This is a genomic window from Nocardiopsis tropica (assembly GCF_042660575.1).
GTDB lineage: Bacteria > Actinomycetota > Actinomycetes > Streptosporangiales > Streptosporangiaceae > Nocardiopsis > Nocardiopsis tropica.
Genome location: NZ_JBHSUF010000013.1, coordinates 19150 through 36406, shown reverse-complemented (window position 1 = coordinate 36406; position 17257 = coordinate 19150). Strand labels below are relative to the sequence as shown.

The following is a 17257-nucleotide window of genomic DNA, read 5'->3' as shown; positions in this document are numbered from 1 at the left end:
CCGGGACCTTTGCCCGGGGAGTTCAGTGCCTAAGGGCCCGCGCGAGGGTCCCCTCAGGTATTACCGTCTTCCTCGGAGCGGTGTCCGACGAACGGTGGCGCAGGGATGGGGATGGGTCGATGACGGGCGGTGGAACCGAGGGTGCTCGGAAGCGGATCAGGGTGTTCCTGGTGGACGACCACGAGGTGGTCCGCCGCGGCGTCGCCGCCCTCCTGGAGACCGAGGAGGACATGTCCGTCGTCGGCGAGGCCGGAACCGCCGAGCAGGCGCTGGCCCGCATCCCGGTCGTCGTCCCCGACGTCGCGGTCCTCGACGTGCGGCTCCCCGGCGGATCGGGCGTGCAGGTCTGCCGCGAGATCCGGTCGGACCACCCGGAGATCGCCTGTCTGATGCTGACCTCGTTCGCGGACGAGGACGCCCTGTACGACGCGGTCATGGCCGGGGCGGCGGGATACGTCCTCAAGCAGATCCACGGCGCGGACCTGGTCGGGGCCGTGCGCACCGTCGCCTCGGGCGGCTCGCTGCTGGACTCCGGCAGCACCGGCGCGATGCTCGAACGGCTGCGCGGGGCCCAGGCGGAGCCGGACCCCCTGGCCGAGCTCACCCCGCAGGAGCGGCAGATCCTCGACCTCATCGGCGAGGGCATGACCAACCGGCAGATCGGCGAGCGCCTGTACCTCGCCGAGAAGACCGTCAAGAACTACGTGTCCGCCCTGCTCTCCAAGCTGGACCTGAAGCGCCGCACCCAGGCCGCCGTCCTCGTCGCCGAGCTGAGGGGCCGGCGCTACTAGGGCGGCCCCGCGGCGGCCCGTTCCGCCCCGGACCGGGGCGGCGCCCCCGGGCCCCGGGACGGGTCAGAACTCTTCCGGGGGCAGCGCGCCGCCGGGGACCGGCACCTTCCACACCAGCACGGTCCCACCGGTCTCACCGCGCTCGGCCGTGAACCCGCCGCCCAGTGCCCGGGCCCTCTGGTCCAGGTTGCGCAGCCCGCTCCGCCGCCCCTCCGGGGGCAGGCCGACGCCGTTGTCGGTCACCGTCAGGGTGAGCGCGGCGGACCCGCCGGCGGCCGGGTCCTCCTCGACCGCCACCGAGACGTGGACCTCCGTGGCCCCCGCGTGCCTCGCCACGTTGGTCAGCCCCTCGCCGAGCACCGCCAGCAGGTGCTCCCCCACGTCGTCCGGCACGGACGCGTCGATCGGCCCGTCCAGGCTCACCCCCGGGTGGCACCCCAGGCTGTGGGCGGTGTTCTCCGCCAGTCTCAGGATGCGCCCGCGCAACGAGGTGTCGCGGCGGCTCGGCGGGTTCTGCAGCGCGAAGATCGTCGAACGGATCTCCCGGATGGTGCCGTCGAGCTCGTCGACGGTGCGCCGCACCCGCTCCTCCACCTCGGGGGAGGCGATCAGCCGCATCGTGCTCATCAGCGTCATCGCCGACGCGAACAGGCGCTGGATCACCACGTCGTGCAGGTCCTTGGCGATCCGGTCGCGCTCCTCCAGCACCACCAGGCGCTCGGTGTCCCTCCGCGCCTCGGCGAGTTCGAGGGCGACCCCGGCCTGGACCGAGAACGAGTGCAGCATGCGGCGTATGGTCGCGGTGAACGGGGCCCGGTCGGACAGCTTGCCCAGCAGCAGCACCCCGCGCGTGTGGCCGGGGGTCCCCAGCGGCACCAGCAGGCCCGGGCCGTAGCCGCGGTGGGTGAGCATCGGGCAGTTCGCCTGGCGCAGGTCCGGGACGGCCCTCGCCTCCCCCGTCTCGTAGACCGCCCCGCACGCGGAGTCGTGGATCTCGACGGGCGTCCCCAGGATCTCCTGCGCGATGGGGCCGTCCGCGATCTCCGCGAACAGGTGGCCGCGGGCGCGCGGGTCGGGCAGCATCACCACGGCCGTGTCCGCCCCGCCGATCTCCCGGGCCTGGGCGGCCAGGTGGGCGAGGACCTCCTCGGTGTCGGCCCCCGAGAGCAGGCGCGTGGTGATCTCCGTGGAGGCCTCCAGCCACCGCTCGCGCAGCCGCGCCTCCTCGTAGAGGCGCGCGTTCTCGATGGCGACCCCGGCAGCCGTGGCCAGGGCGGAGACCATCGCCTCGTCCTCCTCGTCGAACTCCCCGCCGTTGGCCTTCTCGGTGAGGTACAGGTTGCCGAACACCTCGTCCCGCACCTGGATGGGCACGCCGAGGAAGCTCGCCATCTGCGGGTGCCCCTCGGGGAATCCGCCGAACTCGGGATGGTCCCGCAGGTCCGCGAGGCGCAGCGCGGCGCGCCGGTGCAGAGGGGCGGCCAGGACCCCGCGGCCGTGCGGGAACCGGTTGATCCGCTCGGCCTGCTCCTTGCTGATGCCGACCGGGATGAACTCGCTGAACCCGCCCTCCTCGTCGACCACGCCGAGGCCGGCGTACCGGGCCCCGGCGAGCTGCGCCGCGGCCTCGGTGAGCCTGCGCAGGACGGTGGCCAGGTCCAGGTCGCCGCCGATGGAGAGGACCGCCTGGAGCAGCGAGCGCACCCGCCCCTGGGCGGACAGGCGGGAGTCCAGGGAGTGCACCTCGGTCAGCAGGTCGTCCAGGCCCCGGGCGGACAGGGGGTGGCTCTGGGGGCTCTCGGTCATGTGTTCGTCAACCTCCGCAGAGCCGGTCGGACGGTCTCTGTTGGCAATGCGCGCTTTTCCTCGGGCGTTATGTGTGAATTGTCGTTGGTTTTTCCCCGGTTTGCCACATCTGGCTGCTCAGAAGCCTGTTCGGGAGGGTGGGAATTCCTGTGGATTCGGGGCTCCGGTCGTGTAATTCATGCTAACGTCGCGGTCAGTCGACGCACGAAGGTCTTGCCGACCTCGCGTACGACGGCCCGGACCGTGCCGCCCCCGGCACCGCTCCCGGCACCGGCCCGCCCTCGCGCGTCGGCCCCCGAGTCCCACGGTGGAAGGAACCCCGGTGACTGGAATCCACGGCTCCACGAGCGCCTCCGGCGCCCGTACCGCCGTGCTTCCCGCGCCGGTCCGGCGCGCGCTGCTGCTCGCCGCACTCCTCTGCGGCCTCATGGTCGCCACCTGGACGGCGGCGTCCGACGCGGCGCGGGCGGACGAGCACTCCCTGGCCACCACCCTGGTCTACCAGGCCGGAACCACCGCCGAGGCGCATACCGGGGAGTACGTCCCGATCGCGCCGACCGCGCTCCGCGCGCCGCTGGCCGGAACCGTCGCCGCGCTCGGGGAGGGCACCGCGCAGGTGGTGTCCGACGCCTCCGCGGCGGTCGCCCCCGGGGCGCAGGACGGGGGAGCCGACGTCGCCCGGCAGGTCCGCGACACCGTCGACGGGGTCACGGAGCCCGTGGAGCGGCGCCTCCAGGAGGAGGCCGTGCCGACGCCCCCGGCGGACGGGCAGCGGCCCGGAGCCGGGTCCGACGGCGGAGCCCCCGGCGGGACGGCCGAAGCCGTCGAGGACGACGCCGTGCCCCCGGTGTACGAGGCCCACCCGCCGCCCCCGTCCGCCCACCCGCTCCCCGGGACGGGACAGGACGCCGACCGTGCCGACGGGACGCCCGCCGCACCCGTCGGGCACGACGCCCCGTCGGCCTCCGCCACTGCCGCCGCGCCCTCCGTCCCCGGTGGGGCGGGCACAGCCGGCGGCGCACTCGTCGCGGGCTACCTGACCGCGCACGGGGCCCCGGCCCCGTCCCCCGGCCTGTTCCAGGCCGCCCGGCACGTCCTGCGCTCGGCGCCCGCCGAGTCCGCCGACGAGCCGACCTTCTCGCCCGACTAGCGGCGCGGCCCCACGTCCGGCACGTCCGGCGACCTTCCTCTCGGCACGCCCTTCCCAGCCCCGGGCCGCTCCCACGCCATCACGGTGAGCGACGAACCCGGAACTCTCTGGGGGTTGACGTGAGCCACGCTTCCCGACAGCGGGGTTCACGTCAGCCGTCGGCCAGCCAGACCCACGACTGACGACCGGCAGAGCGCCGCGCGCCCTCCAGGCGCGCCGGGCTCCCCGGCCGGAGAGCTCGAACCGCACGGCGCCCCTCCCCCGCGGGGGAGCGGAGCCACGGACGGCGGGACACGACACCCGCCCCGCCGTCCCCCCTGACAACCGCGCACCACCTCGGAAGGACTCACACATGTTCACCACCGCCCGCACCACCGCCAAGACCCTGCTGGTGGCCGCCGGCACCGCCGGCTTCGTCGCCCTCGGGGCCGGAGTCGCCGGGGCGGACACCCTCGGCGGCGTCACGGACGGGCTCCAGCTCGGCGACCTGGGCAGCCGGGTGCCCGCACAGCTGACCGAGGGCGTCTCGACCCCCCTGGGCGACCTGGTCAAGGTCCAGCCCGGGAAGATCTCCGCCCAGCCCGACGTCCAGCAGCAGGCCGCCCCCCGGGACGTGGTCGGACACGTCGTCGGTGACAACGTCTCGGCGCCCCTGGAGGGGGACGAGAAGAACTCCGCGAACGTCGGCCCGCTCGACCTGGGCGCCGCGACCGGGTCCCTGCCGCTGAGCCAGGGCTCGGACCCGGTGGCCGACCTGGTCGGAGGCCTCGGCGTCCTGGAGGGGCTGGGCCTGGGCGGCGGCACCCTGCCGCAGAGCCACGGGGCCTCGACGCTGCCCGTCCGGGGGCCGGCGGAGACGGTCGGCGCGGCCGTCTCCGAGGTCGGTGCGACCGCGGAGCAGGGCGTCCACGAGGTCGGGAGCGGTCTGCACGGCCTCGACACCCCCCTCCCGGGCCGGGGGGCGACCCTCCCCATGGCCGCCGCGGACTCCCCGACCGGCCCCTTCAGCGGTGAGAACACCGACCTGACCGGCGGCAAGGCCGACCTGATCACCGACCTGGTCCTGTCCGACGACGTGGTGCTGCCCATGGCCGGGACGGAGGCGACCGGCGGCGCGGCCGAGGCCCTGCCCGTCGACCTGGCGGGCACCGCCGACCTGGCGGCCTCCACCCTGCCGCAGACCGCGCTGTCCGCGGGGGACCTGGGCCTGCCCGAACTGCCCGCCCCCGGCGAGGTGCTGCCCCTCGCCGCCCCCGAGACGACCGACGCCGTGACCGGCCTGGTCCGCGAGGACGCGCTGGGCAACGACCTGGTCGGGGTGCGGGGCCTGCCCGAGCTGGGGCAGCCGACCTTCGACGCCGGCCAGGTGACCGGCCTGCTGCCCTCCGGCGCCGTCTGACCTCTTCCGGAACGTGCGCCCGCCGGTCGTGGCGGGCGCACGGGGCCTCGGGCGGCGCGCGGGACCGTCCCGCCGACCGAGGCGCCGAGGGGACTGTGGGGGTTCCTCGGCGCGTACCGGCGGGACAGGGCGTGTCCCCGCCGCACGAGGTGCCGACCGTGGCCCCGGACGCTCGTCGTCCGGGGCCACGCCCCGTCCGGGAGCGGGACCCAGCGGGAGCTCCCCGGGCCGTCCGGGGACGGAGGGGACCGTGCCCGGGGCGCGGAACCGCCCCGCGGCGGAGCGGTCCCCGACCCGAAAGCGGAGCGGCCCCCGGGCCGGTGCGGACCGTGCGTCCCACCGGCCCGGGGGCCGCTTCCTTGCGTCCGTCCGGTCCGTCCCCACGCGGAGGCGGTCCCGGACGGGTTCCTACTCCTCTTCCTCGCCGGTGCCGAAGCCCAGGCCGTCGGCGCACGGGTTGGACGTGGCGTCACGCCCCCCGCCGGGCCGGGCCGACTCGGCGGCGTCCGGGGCGTCGCTCGCCGAGGCCGCGTCCACGGGGGTGGGGGAGGCGCCCGGCGGTTCCTGCGGCGCGGGCGCGTCGTCGGCCGCGAGCAGGGCGGGCAGGGGCCGGTCCTCCCGCACCGCGGCGAACAGCTCCGCGGACTCCTGCTCGTGCCACATGACCCGGTTGGCGTCGAAGGGCGCCTGGTACCAGGGCACGGTGTGGAACTCGATGTCGGACAGGTCCGCGTCGGCCATGGTGACGGCGATCGAGAGCATCCGGTCGAGTGTGAGCTCCTGGTCCGTGGCGCTGTGCTGTGCCACCGCCTGGAGGATGCCGTTGAGCTTGGTCGGGCTGGTCATGACGTCGCTGCTGGTCACCTGGTCGGCCAGGGCGGCGAGGAACATCTGCTGCCGGTCGATGCGGCCGATGTCGCCGCCGTCGCCGATCTCGTAGCGGGCGCGGACGAAGGACAGGGCCTGGTCGCCGTTGAGCGTCTGCTGCCCCGCGTCGAGGTCGAGCCGGGACCGGCGGTCGCTCATCGGCTCGGGGATGCAGATGTCGACGCCGCCGATGGCGTCGACGACGTCCCGGAAGCTCATGAAGCTCAGGTGCACGAAGTGGTCGATGCGGATGTCGGTCAGCGACTCGATGGTGCGGACCACGCACGGCGGGCCGCCGTGGTACATGGCCGCGTTGACCATCCCGAAGTAGCCGTACGTGCCCTCGGTGTTGCCGTAGGCGTCGCACTGGGGGAGTTCGACCAGTGAGTCCCGGGGGAAGCTGATCACGGAGACCCGGTTCTCGGGGGAGATGTGGGCCAGCATGATCGAGTCCGAGCGCTCGCCCTCGAACTCCTGGCTGTACGCGGTGGAGCCCTCCTCGTAGCCGTCGGAACCCATGAAGAGGATGTTGACGGCGTCGCTGATCTTGTCGGGCCGCTCCTCCTCCTTGAGCGCCGTGTCCAGGTCGTGCCGGACCATGCCCGAGCGCAGGAAGTGGTAGTAGCCGTAGGCCGAGGCGACCCCGGCCACCAGGAGGACGGCGAGGACGGCCGCGGTCCACACGGCGATCCGGCGGCCCCGGCGGCGCCCGCGCGGGCCGGGGGGAGGGGAGGGCGCGGTCTCCGCGCCGTCCCCTCCGGCGCCTCCGCCGTCGGGGTCACTGTCACCGTCGGGGGCGCCGTCGCCGTCCGGGGCGGCGGGGGCACCGGCTCCGCCGGGCCCCTCCGACGCCTCCGCGCCCGCCTCGGCGGCGGCAGCCCCGGGGACGCCCTCGTCGCCGGAGCGCTCGTCGCCCCCCGGGTCGCCCGGGGCCGGGTCGGCGGACGCCGGCGCGTTCACCCCGTCGTCGCCGGCCTCCTCGGTCCCGTCCGCTCCGGGCCGCCCGGCCGCGGAGGGCTCCGCTCCGGGGCCGGGGTCCGAGCCGGGTGTCTTCTCGGGTGTCTCGTCTGGGGTCTTGTCCGCGCCGGGACCGGCGGAGGAGTTCTCGTCAGCGGGCATCGTTGCAATCTCGGTGAGTTCGGACAGCGGGACGTGCCAACGGTCGGACAGGGGACCGAAAGGCCACGAGTCCGTGTCTGGGGGAGGGCGGAGGTCGCGCGGGACACTGGGGCGGGTGGTCGAGCGGCCCGGGGCAGCCCGGGCGTCCGGGTGCGGCCCACGGGGCATCGGCCGGACCGTGGGAGGGACGCGGCCGACGACACGGAAACCCGCGTGTGGCAGAGATCCTAGGTGAAGTTCTCTTCGTTTGCGCGCTCGGGTTGTCCGCGAGCGGGGCTACTGACCACAATTGCGCAGCACAATTCCTTCGTCGGGTGATGGCCTGCTGGCGCCTTGCGCCCGACTTTCTCATCTGTGCCCGCAAGAATCACTTCTGACCCGCCGTGTGCACGGAGGATCAGAGCCTCACGGTGGGATCACACGCAACGATCCGGCTTCTTCCGGTCAGTCGTCCCAGAAGGTGCTTTCCTTCTCAGGACCGTCCGCGGCGTCGGCGGATCGGCCGCCCTTGGCGGCGGGCTTCGCGGCGGACTTGGCCGCGGGCTTGGCGGGGGTCGCCTTGGCGGTCTTCCGTGCCGCCGGCTTGGCGTCCGTGTGCCGGGGCCGCGCGGTCACGGCGCTCTTGGCGATGGGCTCGACGGGGCGCGGCGTCTCGCCGGAGTGGATGCTCAGCGCCTCCTCCTCGACGGTCAGCATCCTGCGCACGGGGTCGGGGACCTCCGGGAGCCGCTCGGAGCGCAGGTGCGCGCCCAGCACCTCCAGGGCGTGGTCGCACAGCAGCTGTCTGGCGCGTTCGGCCTTGACCCCGCTGAGCTCCTCGATCTCGGGGAGGTTGCGCTCGCGGAGCAGGCGGATGACGTCGCGCAGCCGTTCGCGGGTCTTGCGGTCGGTCATCGACATGACCGTCAGCTCGGCCTCGGCGACGAAGCCCTCCTGGCGGCCGTCGGAGTCGCGCTCAGCGATGAACGCGCTGGTCAGGCTCCGGGCGGAGGAGCGGGAGGAGGTGCGGATGTCGTTGCGCCTGATGTGGCGGGCCTGGAGGCCGGTCACGACGACACTGGTGGCCAGGCTGATTCCGGCTCCCAGCAGGATCAACGCGAGCGGGTTCTCGAGAAGCACGGGAAGGACCTTTCCGGGCGGGGGTCCGCACGGGGTGCGGTCACGGGGCGGTGACTGGGGATGTGCGGGGGCGGGGACCGGTGCTGGGCGACTATTCGCCACATCGGGGGTGATTGTCAAGTGCGAACGCGGGGCGGACGCCCGTCGCCGAGAGCGTCGTCGCAGGTCATACCGGGGATCGCAGGGATGGGTGGGGCCGGGCGGGATGGGGGCGGGCGGTGCGGGACCCCGGGGTCCCTCCTTCGGGATGCCCCGTCGGGTGAGGGGCGACACCCTCTGTCCACAGCCTGTGGACGAGGCGCCGGGGGTCGGCGTCACCCGGCCAGGAGCTTGTTCACCGACTCCGGAGACAGGATCTCCTCGGTGACCATCGCCGCGCAGCCGCGCACGCCGGCGTCGTCCCACAGGGAGCTGGCCACGACCCGCAACTGCCGGGTGGCCAGGGCCGTGCACTGCTGGAACACCACTTCGCGCACGCCCGCGACCAGGTGGTCGTAGGCCTCCGACAGGTCCCCGCCCAGCACGATCACCTCGGGGTTGAGCAGGTTCACGGCGCCGGCGAGCGCCTCGCCGAGCCGCCGTCCGGCCTCCCTGACGAGGGTCACGGCCACGGGGTCGCCGCCGACGGCCAGGGCCACCAGGTCCTTGAGGGTGTCGGCCCGCCGCCCCCGCTCCGCCGCGAGCTCCAGGAGCCGCCGACCGCCGGCGACCGCCTCCAGGCAGTCGGTGTTGCCGCAGCGGCAGGGCAGGCCCCCGCCGTCGCGCACGGGGATGTGGCCGATCTCCCCGGCGGCGCCCAGGGAGCCGCGCAGCAGGCGCCCTCCCGACAGCAGCCCGGCGCCGATCCCGGTGGAGGCCTTCACGAAGACCATGTCGTCGGGGTGGCCGTGCCCGCCGGCGATGTGCTCGCCCAGGGCCATCACGTTGACGTCGTTGTCGACCGTCACCGGGACCGGGAAGCGCTCGGCGACCAGCGGGGCCAGCGCCACCCCCGCCCACTTGCCCAGGAAGGGCCGGTCGTCGGCGCGCCCCGCGTGGAACTCGACCGTGCCGGGCAGGCCGATGCCGACGCCCCGCACGTCGGCGGGCCCGCGGCCGAGGGAGGCGAGCTGCTCGGACCACACGTCGAGCAGCCAGGGGAGGGTCGCGTCGGGCCCCTTCTCCATGTCGGGGGAGCCGGGCGTCCGGACGAGGACGTCCCCGTTGAGGTCGCACACGGCCGCCTGGCTGCGGGCCATGCCGAGGGCACTGGTGAGGATGAGACCGCTGCCGGCGTTGAACTCCAGGAGGGTGGGGGGCCGGCCGCCGCTGGAGACGGCTCCGGTCCCCTCCGTGACGAGGCCGCTCCCGATCAGCTCGGTGACGCGCAGGGCCACGGAGGGGCGGGACAGGCCCGTGACCCGGGCGATCTCGGACCGGCTGGTCGCGGCGCCGGAGCGGATCAGCTCCAGGATGTGGCCGCTGGTGGCAGCAGAGGAAAGGCGTCCGGGGGTTCTGGCCATATCTCATTCAACCATGGGGTTAAGCCTCGAAGACTGGGAGGTTATGTAAAGAAGTGTTCTCAAGTGTGCTTGGTTTTTTACCATAGTCGGGCGTAAGGTCGAAAGTGGCGAACGTCCCCGGACCCCGAGGGCCGTTCCTCCTCCCGCACCGCCCCCCGTCGCAGCACCCCTCTCCGTTCTCCCTCCCCGCAGGAGCAGCCCGAAGATGTCGCAGCAGTCCGCGCCCCGCCCCACCGACCTGGTGGTCTTCGGGGGCACCGGCGACCTGTCCATGCGTAAACTCCTCCCCTCCCTCTACCTGTTGGACCGCGACGGCCACCTGGACGGGGGAACGCGCGTCATCGCCGTCTCGCGCGACGGCCTCACCGACGCCGACCTGCGGGACAAGACCTCCTCGGCGGTCCGCGGCCACCCCGCCGTCCAGGTGGTCGAGCCGGACGTGCTCCGCCGCTTCCTCGACCGCCTCTCCCACGTCACCGTGGACGTCGGCGGAGACCCCTCCGGATGGGCCGCCCTCGCCGCGGCCCTCGACCCGGGCCGCGACCGGGTCTTCTACCTCGCCGTCCCGCCCATGATCTCCGGCGACATCTGCCGCGGGCTGGACGGCGCCGGTCTGGCCACCCCCGGGTCCCGCGTGGTCATGGAGAAGCCCCTGGGACGCGACCTCGCCTCCTCCCGCGCCGTCAACGACGCCGTGGGCGCCGTCTTCGACGAGCAGCGGATCTACCGGATCGACCACTACCTGGGCAAGGAGACCGTGCAGAACCTGCTCGTGCTGCGGTTCGCCAACGTCTTCCTCGAACCCCTGTGGAACTCCCGCTGGATCGACCACGTGCAGATCACCGCCACCGAGACCGTCGGGGTCGGCGGGAGGCGCGGCTACTACGACACCTCCGGCGCCATGCGAGACATGGTGCAGAACCACCTCCTGCAACTGCTCTGCCTCACCGCCATGGAGCCCCCGGCCAGCTACGACCGCGAGGCCGTTCGCGACGAGAAGCTCAAGGTCCTCCAGTCGCTGCGGCCCGTCACCGGCGACCGGGTCGCCGAGGACACCGCCCGGGGGCAGTACGGGCGCGGAACCGTCCAGGGGGTCGAGGTCCACGGCTACCTCGACGAGGCGGGCGGGCCGGCGGTCAGCGACACCGAGACCTTCGTGGCGCTGCGCGCCGAGATCGCGAACTGGCGCTGGGCCGGCGTGCCCTTCTACCTGCGCACCGGCAAGCGCGTGGGCCACGCCCGCTCGGAGATCGTGATCCGCTTCCGGGAGGTGCCGCACACGATCTTCCCCGGCACCGACACGGTCCCCGGCGCGGGCAGCCTCGTCATCCGCCTCCAGCCGGACGAGGGCATACACCTCACCATGCTGGCCAAGACGCCCGGCGCGGGCGCGCTGAGGCTCCGGCCCGTGCCGCTGGAGCTCAGCTTCGCCGACACCTTCTCCACCCGCTCGCCCGAGGCCTACGAGCGGCTGCTGATGGACGTGCTGACGGGGGACTCCACCCTCTTCATGCGCCGCGACGAGGTCGAGGCCGCGTGGCGCTGGGTGGATCCCATCATCCAGGCCTGGAACAGCACGGACACCACCCCCGAGACCTATCCGGCCGGAAGCGCGGGCCCCGAGGGCGCGCACCGGCTCATCGGCCGCACCGGCCGCACGTGGCACGAAGAGGAGCAACCCCGATGACCGCGCACACCCATGGGACGACCGGGTACGGACCCGGAGTCCACCCCGTCGTCGCCGACGTCACCCGCCGCCTGGCCGAGCGCAGCGCCGGGACCCGGTCCGCGTACCTGGCCAGGATCGACGAGGCGACGGGCCGGGGGCCCGCCCGCACCGCACTGGGCTGCGCCAACCTCGCCCACGGGTTCGCCGCCTGCGGTGTCTCCGACAAGCTCGCCCTGGCCGGCGACGTCAAGCCCAACCTGGCCATCGTCTCCTCCTACAACGACATGCTCTCCGCGCACCAGCCGCTGGAGTCCTACCCGGCCCTCATCAAGGCGGCCGTGGCCGAGGCGGGCGGCGTCGCCCAGTTCGCGGGCGGGGTGCCCGCCATGTGCGACGGCATCACCCAGGGCCGTGCCGGCATGGAGCTGTCCCTGTTCAGCAGGGACGTCATCGCGATGGCCACCGCCGTCGCGCTGTCCCACGACATGTTCGACGGCGCCCTCATGCTCGGGGTGTGCGACAAGATCGTGCCGGGCCTGCTGATCGGGGCGCTCTCCTTCGGCCACCTCCCGGTGGCGTTCGTGCCCGCGGGCCCCATGCCCTCCGGCCTGCCCAACAAGGACAAGGCGCGGGTGCGGCAGAAGTTCGCCGAGGGCAAGGCGGACCGCCGCGAACTCCTCCAGGCCGAGTCCGCCGCCTACCACTCGCCCGGCACCTGCACCTTCTACGGCACCGCGAACTCCAACCAGATGCTCATGGAGGTCATGGGCCTGCACCTGGCCGGGGCGAGCTTCGAGCAGCCGGGCACCCCCATGCGCGAGGCCCTCACCGCCGAGGTCGGGCGCCGCGTGCTCGGGCAGACCGCCCTCGGGGACTCCCACAACCCGGTCGGCGTGCAGGTCGACGAGCGGGCCCTGGTGAACGCGGTGGTCGCCCTGCTGGCCACCGGCGGATCCAGCAACCACACCCTGCACCTGGTGGCCATCGCCCGTGCCGCCGGGATCGAGCTGACCTGGGACGACTTCGCGGACCTGTCCGAGGTGGTGCCGCTGCTCACCCGCATGTACCCCAACGGCGCCGCCGACGTCAACCAGTTCCACGAGGCGGGCGGCATGGCCTACCTGATCGGCACCCTCCTGGACGCCGGCCTGCTCCACGAGGACGTGCAGACCGTCATGGGCGGGGGGCTGGGCCGCTACCGGCAGACCCCCCGTCTCGAAGGGGCCACCCTGACCTGGGGTGACGGGCCCAAGGAGAGCGGCGACACCACCGTGCTGCGCGGGGTGGAGGACCCCTTCGCGCCGGACGGCGGCCTGCGCATGCTCTCGGGCAACCTGGGCCGCGCCGTCATCAAGACCTCCGCGGTCGCACCGGAGCGCCGCGTCGTCGAGGCCCCCGCCCGGGTCTTCGCCGACCAGGCCGAACTCCAGGACGCCTTCGCCGCGGGCGAGCTCACCGGCGACTTCGTCGCCGTGGTGCGCTTCCAGGGGCCGCGGGCCAACGGCATGCCCGAGCTGCACAAGCTCACCCCGCCGCTGGCGGTGCTCCAGGACCGGGGCCAGAAGGTCGCCCTGGTGACCGACGGGCGCATGTCCGGGGCCTCCGGCAAGGTGCCCGCGGCCATCCACGTCTCCCCCGAGGCGGTCGCGTGCGGCGCCCTCGCGTACGTGCGCGACGGCGACCCGATCAGGCTGGACGCCACCGCGGGCACACTGGAGGTGCTGGCCGACCTCTCCGGACGCGAGCCCGCACAGCCCAGCGCCGACTCCTCGACCGGCACCGGCCGGGAGCTGTTCGCCGCACTGCGCGGCGTGGTCGGACCGGCGGAGGCCGGCGCCGGGGTCTTCTGACCCCCGACCCACGCTGCGGACGGCGGGCGCGCGGAAGGACCGGCCCACCGGTCCGCGGCGCGCCCGCCCCGCCCCGGGCCGCCCGCGCCGGAGCGGGCGGCCGCCGGTGCGCCCGCACCGGACCACGCACCACCACACAGACGGAGACGCACATGACGACGAGCCCCCGTTCGGGCGCGGACATCCTCGACCTCGCCCCGGTGATGCCGGTGGTGGTGGTCTCGGACGCGGAGACCGCCGTGCCGCTGGCCCGCGCCCTGGTCGCCGGCGGCCTGCCCGGTATCGAGGTGACACTGCGGACCCCGGCCGCGCTGGAGGCCATCGGGCGCATCGCGGCCGAGGTGCCCGAAGCCGTCGTGGGCGCGGGCACCGTGGTCTCTCCCGGACAGGCGCGGGCGGCGGCCGAGGCGGGCGCGCGGTTCCTGGTCAGCCCCGGGTGCACGGCCGACCTCGCCTCGGCCATGGCCGACACCGGCCTGCCCTTCCTCCCGGGGGTGGGCACCGTGTCCGAGGCGATGGCGCTCCTGGAGCGCGGTCTCTCGGCGCTGAAGTTCTTCCCCGCCGAGGCCGCGGGCGGCGCGGCGTTCCTGAAGTCGCTGACGGGCCCCCTGCCCCAGGTGCGCTTCTGCCCGACCGGGGGGATCACCGCGGCGTCGGCCCCCTCCTACCTGGCCCTGTCCAACGTGGGCTGTGTGGGAGGCAGCTGGCTGACCCCCGCCGACCTGGTGTCGGCGGGCGACTGGGGCCGCGTCACCCGCCTGGCCGAGGAGGCCGCGGCCCTCTAGGCGTCCTGACCGCGGGGGGCGGTGACGACGACCCTGCCCGTCCCGGGCGACGAGGGCCCTCGTCGCCCCCCATCACCCGCGCCGACGCCCGTCTCACACCCGCCGGACGCCTGGCGCCGGCCCGCCGCGTGGTCGAGGGCCCCTGGCCGCTCCGCCGGGCGCCCCCGCCCGCGGCGCCGCCTACTCCGACCGGTTGAAGCGGACCACGGTCAGCCACACCAGGAGCACGCCGGCCCCGGCGACGAGTCCGACCTCGGCCGCCCAGGGGATCTGCCAGCCGAACCACGTGATCCCGGGGTTGAACAGCGCCTCGGTCGCGGGGGAGGTGTCGAGGTGGGCGAAGACCGCCTGGCGCATGGGGTCGACGACGTAGGTGATCGGGTTGACCAGGGTGATCGCGGCCAGCCAGGAGGGGAGGTTCCCGATGGGGAACATGGCGCCCGACAACAGGACCAGGGGCGAGATGACGAGCTGGGCCATGCCCATGAACGCCTCGCTGCCCTTGACCGAGACGGCGATGAAGACGCCCATCGCGGAGGCCGTCAGCCCGACCATGAAGGTGAGCCCGAACAGGGTGAGCATCAGCCCCGGCGCGTAGGGGACCCCCGCCAGCCCCGCGACCGAGAGGATCAGGCAGGCCTGGAGGGTGGCGAGGACCGCGCCGGACAGGACCTTGCCCAGGATGAGCGCGGAGCGCTTGGCCGGCGCGACGAGCATGCCGCGCAGGAAGCCGACCTCGCGGTCGGTGACGATGGTCGCGGCCGAGGACACCGCCGTGCCGATGACCGTCATGACGATCACGCCCGGGAACATGACGGCGGTCAGCGGCAGGTCGTCCTCGCCGCGGGGGATGAGCGAGCCGAAGCCCACACCGATCACGAACAGCCACATCACCGATTGCAGGAGCATCGCCACGCCCCGGCTGACGTCGTGGACGAAGCGGAAGAGGTCGCGCTTGAGCACCACCCTGATCGTGCGCAGGTCGTGACCGAGCCCGAAGGGGGAGGTGGGGGCGGGCTGGCGCCGCGTGGCCGTCATCCGGTGTCCTTCTCGTCAGGGGGTTGCTCGGGAGTCGGGGGGCACCCTCCCCCCGTCCGTCCGCGGGAGCGGGCGGCGCCCGGGGAGCCTTCCGGCCGGATGCCCCGCGGACCCCACCCTGGCGGACCCGGGGCGTTCCCGTCGGCGCCGGGTTCGGCCGCCGGCCTCACGTCCGTCATTCCGTCCACACCGGCGCGGACCCCCTCTCCACGGAGCCGGCGCCCTCCCGCCGTGGACGGCCGCCCGCCATCCTCGTGAGGAGTTTGGCCCCCGTGCCCGCCCAGGACTCCCGGGAGACGGAATAGTAGTGGAGGTCCCACAGCCGGCCCCGAAAATACACGTGACCGGGGAGGGTGGCCTCCCTGGGTGTCGCGAAAAGGGCTGATCCGAAATGCATCAGGCTCGCGTCCGTCGTCAGGGCGTATACTTTTCTGAGATCCTCCCAGCGGGTGAAGGCATAGTTGACCAGGAGCATCATGGATTCCGCTCCGACGCCCACCGGAATTCCGTGGGGATCCATGAAGATGCCGACCTTCGCGTGCCCCGCCGGACTGTGTTCCCGGATCGAGGCGAATCCCCGGACCTCGCCGTCCTGTTTCGTCTCGATCTGAAGTACGGCGACCTCCGAATCGTCCACGGCCCTGAACGAAGACTCGAAGTTGTCCCGGGACGGCAGGGTCTCTATGCCGAGCTTCAGGAGGAGCTGGTACAGATCGAGGACGTTCTCCTCGTCGATGGGACGAAAGCGGACACGAGGGGTTTCGAGGTGGGGGGATGTCATCGCCGACCGTTGCGTCCTTTCCGCCTGCCGCGGGGCTGGGAGCCCGTGGGGGCGACATCCTGGCACGGAAGGATCCGATGCGCACGGGGGTCGGTGCGGGCCGCGCCCCCGGGGCGCCTCCCGTCCGCGCCAAAGGGGCGCGGACGGGGTTCTAAACGGTACCGGGTTCCGACGTGTATTCCTGTCCCGCCGGCGGGACGTGCGCGGGGGAATGCCCTCCTTGTCGCCGAAGACATTGTCGGCCTAGGTTCTGGGTCGGCACTATCGGACCATCGAAGAAAGGTGGACGCCATGGCATTGTCCGACGTCTTCTCGCTTCAGGGCATGGACATCGGCCTGGAGGCCGAAGCCCTCCTCAACAGCGGACTCAGCTACATCGGCTGCAGCGGCGACGTCATTGTCCAGCCGAGTTGACCGGCTGACCGGTATTTGACGGGGATTCAACCGGTCGTCCCATCTCGTGATCCCGGTGCGGAGACGGCTCCTGCACGGCCGGACTTCGCACCGGGCGCCGGGCGGATTCGTCTCTTGTGGTCGGCTGTGGTTTCTCCTATCTTCCCTCCCGTAGGTATCCCCCGTATTTTTCTTTCTCAGGAGGAAAAATGGCACTTTCCGACGTCCTCGATCTCCAGGCCTTCGAGGTGGCCGTCGACGAGAGCGCGATGCTGAACAGCGGCCTCAGCCTCGTCGGCTGCAGCGGCGACGTGATCACCCAGCCCCAGTAGCCGTTCCTCCGGGAACGCTGTGAGGGCCCTCTTCGCAGCGTTCCCCCGCACGCCCGGCCGGTCCGCGACGAACCGGGCCGGGAGAGAGGCCGCACGCGATGATCTTCCCCCACCTCGACACGGTCGGCGTGAGGCTTGCCGCCACCGGCACCAGACGGGGCGGGGCGGTGCGCGACGAACTCGTCGGCCACGGGTTGGACGGCCTTCCCGGCCGCGACGTCTTCGCCGCCCTCTGGCCCGGCAGGTACGACCAGGTGGGAGCCCAGTTCCTCCTGCACGCCCCGGGGACCGGGCGGGTCGCGGGCTACGCTTCCGTGCACGGCTTCAACTCCCAGGCCCGCCACGGCTGCGGCTCCCTCGTCGCGGACGAGCGGGAACTGGGGCCGGACGGGGCCACCGACGCCTACGCGCTCACCGTCAACTACGCGTTCTCGATGTGGAACCTGCGCAAGCTCTACCTGTGGACCCCGGACGAGGACCTCGCGGCCCTGCGGCGGACCGGGGCCGAGGTCCGGCTGGAGGGTTCCCTGCCCGAGTACGTCCTCGACGGCGCGGAACTGCGCACGGCCCACGTCTTTGCCGTCTACCGGGAGGCGTGGGAGCGGACCGGGGCGGAGTTCGTGCGGGTCCGCGCGGGCGAGGGGCTCCCCGCCTGA

Annotated in this window: 15 protein-coding genes; 9 read left to right on the top strand and 6 right to left on the bottom strand. The window is 73.5% G+C overall.

Annotated elements, in window-relative coordinates; translation table 11 throughout:
• Window positions 1-119 precede the first annotated feature (119 nt).
• Window positions 120-791 carry a response regulator gene (locus ACFQBR_RS21100; protein WP_267947245.1) on the top strand — a complete coding sequence of 224 codons (672 nt, stop codon included), beginning with the start codon at window positions 120-122 and terminating at the stop codon, window positions 789-791.
• Window positions 792-854: 63 nt separating this feature from the next.
• Here the strand turns inward: ACFQBR_RS21100 and ACFQBR_RS21095 are convergent, their stop codons facing one another.
• A complete protein-coding gene (locus tag ACFQBR_RS21095) occupies window positions 855-2597 on the bottom strand; it encodes a sensor histidine kinase (RefSeq protein WP_344180188.1) in 1743 nt (580 codons plus the stop codon).
• Window positions 2598-2919: 322 nt separating this feature from the next.
• Here ACFQBR_RS21095 and ACFQBR_RS21090 point away from each other — a divergent pair, with 322 nt between their 5' ends.
• Together ACFQBR_RS21090 and ACFQBR_RS21085 are read left to right on the top strand one after the other, a co-directional pair.
• Complete coding sequence (locus tag ACFQBR_RS21090; protein WP_344180186.1) at window positions 2920-3747, top strand: hypothetical protein; 828 nt, start codon at window positions 2920-2922, stop codon at window positions 3745-3747.
• A gap of 352 nt (window positions 3748-4099) precedes the next feature.
• Complete coding sequence (locus ACFQBR_RS21085) at window positions 4100-5146, top strand: hypothetical protein (RefSeq protein WP_344180184.1); 1047 nt, start codon at window positions 4100-4102, stop codon at window positions 5144-5146.
• 408 nt (window positions 5147-5554) lie between these two features.
• On the opposite strand, the gene ACFQBR_RS21080 is transcribed toward ACFQBR_RS21085, so the two are convergent.
• From ACFQBR_RS21080 to ACFQBR_RS21070, 3 genes are all read right to left on the bottom strand, one after another.
• Window positions 5555-7132: an LCP family protein gene (locus ACFQBR_RS21080; RefSeq protein ID WP_378554192.1), complete on the bottom strand. Its 1578-nt coding sequence runs from the start codon at window positions 7130-7132 to the stop codon at window positions 5555-5557.
• A gap of 444 nt (window positions 7133-7576) precedes the next feature.
• Window positions 7577-8251: a hypothetical protein gene (locus ACFQBR_RS21075; protein ID WP_344181757.1), complete on the bottom strand. Its 675-nt coding sequence runs from the start codon at window positions 8249-8251 to the stop codon at window positions 7577-7579.
• Window positions 8252-8565: 314 nt separating this feature from the next.
• Entirely contained in the window at window positions 8566-9753 is a 1188-nt protein-coding gene (locus ACFQBR_RS21070; protein WP_267947239.1) for an ROK family transcriptional regulator, read from the bottom strand.
• A gap of 205 nt (window positions 9754-9958) precedes the next feature.
• Here ACFQBR_RS21070 and zwf point away from each other — a divergent pair, with 205 nt between their 5' ends.
• The 3 genes from zwf to eda all read left to right on the top strand — a co-directional run bounded on the left by zwf (window position 9959) and on the right by eda (window position 14057).
• Window positions 9959-11440, top strand: a complete 1482-nt coding sequence (zwf, locus tag ACFQBR_RS21065) for a glucose-6-phosphate dehydrogenase (protein WP_344181760.1) — start codon at window positions 9959-9961, stop codon at window positions 11438-11440.
• Complete coding sequence (gene edd / locus ACFQBR_RS21060; protein ID WP_344181762.1) at window positions 11437-13272, top strand: phosphogluconate dehydratase; 1836 nt, start codon at window positions 11437-11439, stop codon at window positions 13270-13272. Before zwf ends, edd begins: the two co-directional genes overlap by 4 nt.
• Window positions 13273-13424: 152 nt before the next feature.
• Window positions 13425-14057 (top strand): bifunctional 4-hydroxy-2-oxoglutarate aldolase/2-dehydro-3-deoxy-phosphogluconate aldolase, encoded by a 633-nt coding sequence (eda, locus tag ACFQBR_RS21055; RefSeq protein WP_267947236.1) that lies wholly within the window; start codon window positions 13425-13427, stop codon window positions 14055-14057.
• A gap of 180 nt (window positions 14058-14237) precedes the next feature.
• Here eda and ACFQBR_RS21050 read toward each other — a convergent pair whose 3' ends face one another.
• Window positions 14238-15095, bottom strand: coding sequence for an ABC transporter permease (locus tag ACFQBR_RS21050; protein WP_267947235.1), 858 nt, complete (start codon window positions 15093-15095; stop codon window positions 14238-14240).
• Window positions 15096-15270: 175 nt separating this feature from the next.
• Complete coding sequence (locus ACFQBR_RS21045) at window positions 15271-15876, bottom strand: GNAT family N-acetyltransferase (protein ID WP_344181765.1); 606 nt, start codon at window positions 15874-15876, stop codon at window positions 15271-15273.
• A 291-nt stretch (window positions 15877-16167) separates the two neighbouring features.
• Here ACFQBR_RS21045 and ACFQBR_RS21040 point away from each other — a divergent pair, with 291 nt between their 5' ends.
• The 3 genes from ACFQBR_RS21040 to ACFQBR_RS21030 all read left to right on the top strand — a co-directional run bounded on the left by ACFQBR_RS21040 (window position 16168) and on the right by ACFQBR_RS21030 (window position 17257).
• The gene (locus ACFQBR_RS21040; protein ID WP_267947233.1) at window positions 16168-16290 is read left to right on the top strand and encodes a SapB/AmfS family lantipeptide; all 123 of its coding nucleotides are present in this window, start codon (window positions 16168-16170) and stop codon (window positions 16288-16290) included.
• Window positions 16291-16478: 188 nt separating this feature from the next.
• Window positions 16479-16601 (top strand): SapB/AmfS family lantipeptide, encoded by a 123-nt coding sequence (locus ACFQBR_RS21035; protein WP_267947232.1) that lies wholly within the window; start codon window positions 16479-16481, stop codon window positions 16599-16601.
• Window positions 16602-16699: 98 nt separating this feature from the next.
• A complete protein-coding gene (locus ACFQBR_RS21030) occupies window positions 16700-17257 on the top strand; it encodes a GNAT family protein (RefSeq protein ID WP_267947231.1) in 558 nt (185 codons plus the stop codon).

Excerpts from the sequence above, each read along its gene's own strand:
- ACFQBR_RS21070 (WP_267947239.1), bottom strand. The coding sequence starts at position 9,753 with ATGGCCAGAACCCCCGGACGCCTTTCCTCTGCTGCCACCAGCGGCCAC.
- ACFQBR_RS21085 (WP_344180184.1), top strand. The coding sequence starts at position 4,100 with ATGTTCACCACCGCCCGCACCACCGCCAAGACCCTGCTGGTGGCCGCC.
- ACFQBR_RS21050 (WP_267947235.1), bottom strand. The coding sequence starts at position 15,095 with ATGACGGCCACGCGGCGCCAGCCCGCCCCCACCTCCCCCTTCGGGCTC.
- ACFQBR_RS21040 (WP_267947233.1), top strand. The coding sequence starts at position 16,168 with ATGGCATTGTCCGACGTCTTCTCGCTTCAGGGCATGGACATCGGCCTG.
- ACFQBR_RS21095 (WP_344180188.1), bottom strand. The coding sequence starts at position 2,597 with ATGACCGAGAGCCCCCAGAGCCACCCCCTGTCCGCCCGGGGCCTGGAC.
- eda (WP_267947236.1), top strand. The coding sequence starts at position 13,425 with ATGACGACGAGCCCCCGTTCGGGCGCGGACATCCTCGACCTCGCCCCG.
- edd (WP_344181762.1), top strand. The coding sequence starts at position 11,437 with ATGACCGCGCACACCCATGGGACGACCGGGTACGGACCCGGAGTCCAC.
- ACFQBR_RS21080 (WP_378554192.1), bottom strand. The coding sequence starts at position 7,132 with ATGCCCGCTGACGAGAACTCCTCCGCCGGTCCCGGCGCGGACAAGACC.
- ACFQBR_RS21045 (WP_344181765.1), bottom strand. The coding sequence starts at position 15,876 with ATGACATCCCCCCACCTCGAAACCCCTCGTGTCCGCTTTCGTCCCATC.
- ACFQBR_RS21100 (WP_267947245.1), top strand. The coding sequence starts at position 120 with ATGACGGGCGGTGGAACCGAGGGTGCTCGGAAGCGGATCAGGGTGTTC.
- ACFQBR_RS21030 (WP_267947231.1), top strand. The coding sequence starts at position 16,700 with ATGATCTTCCCCCACCTCGACACGGTCGGCGTGAGGCTTGCCGCCACC.
- zwf (WP_344181760.1), top strand. The coding sequence starts at position 9,959 with ATGTCGCAGCAGTCCGCGCCCCGCCCCACCGACCTGGTGGTCTTCGGG.
- ACFQBR_RS21035 (WP_267947232.1), top strand. The coding sequence starts at position 16,479 with ATGGCACTTTCCGACGTCCTCGATCTCCAGGCCTTCGAGGTGGCCGTC.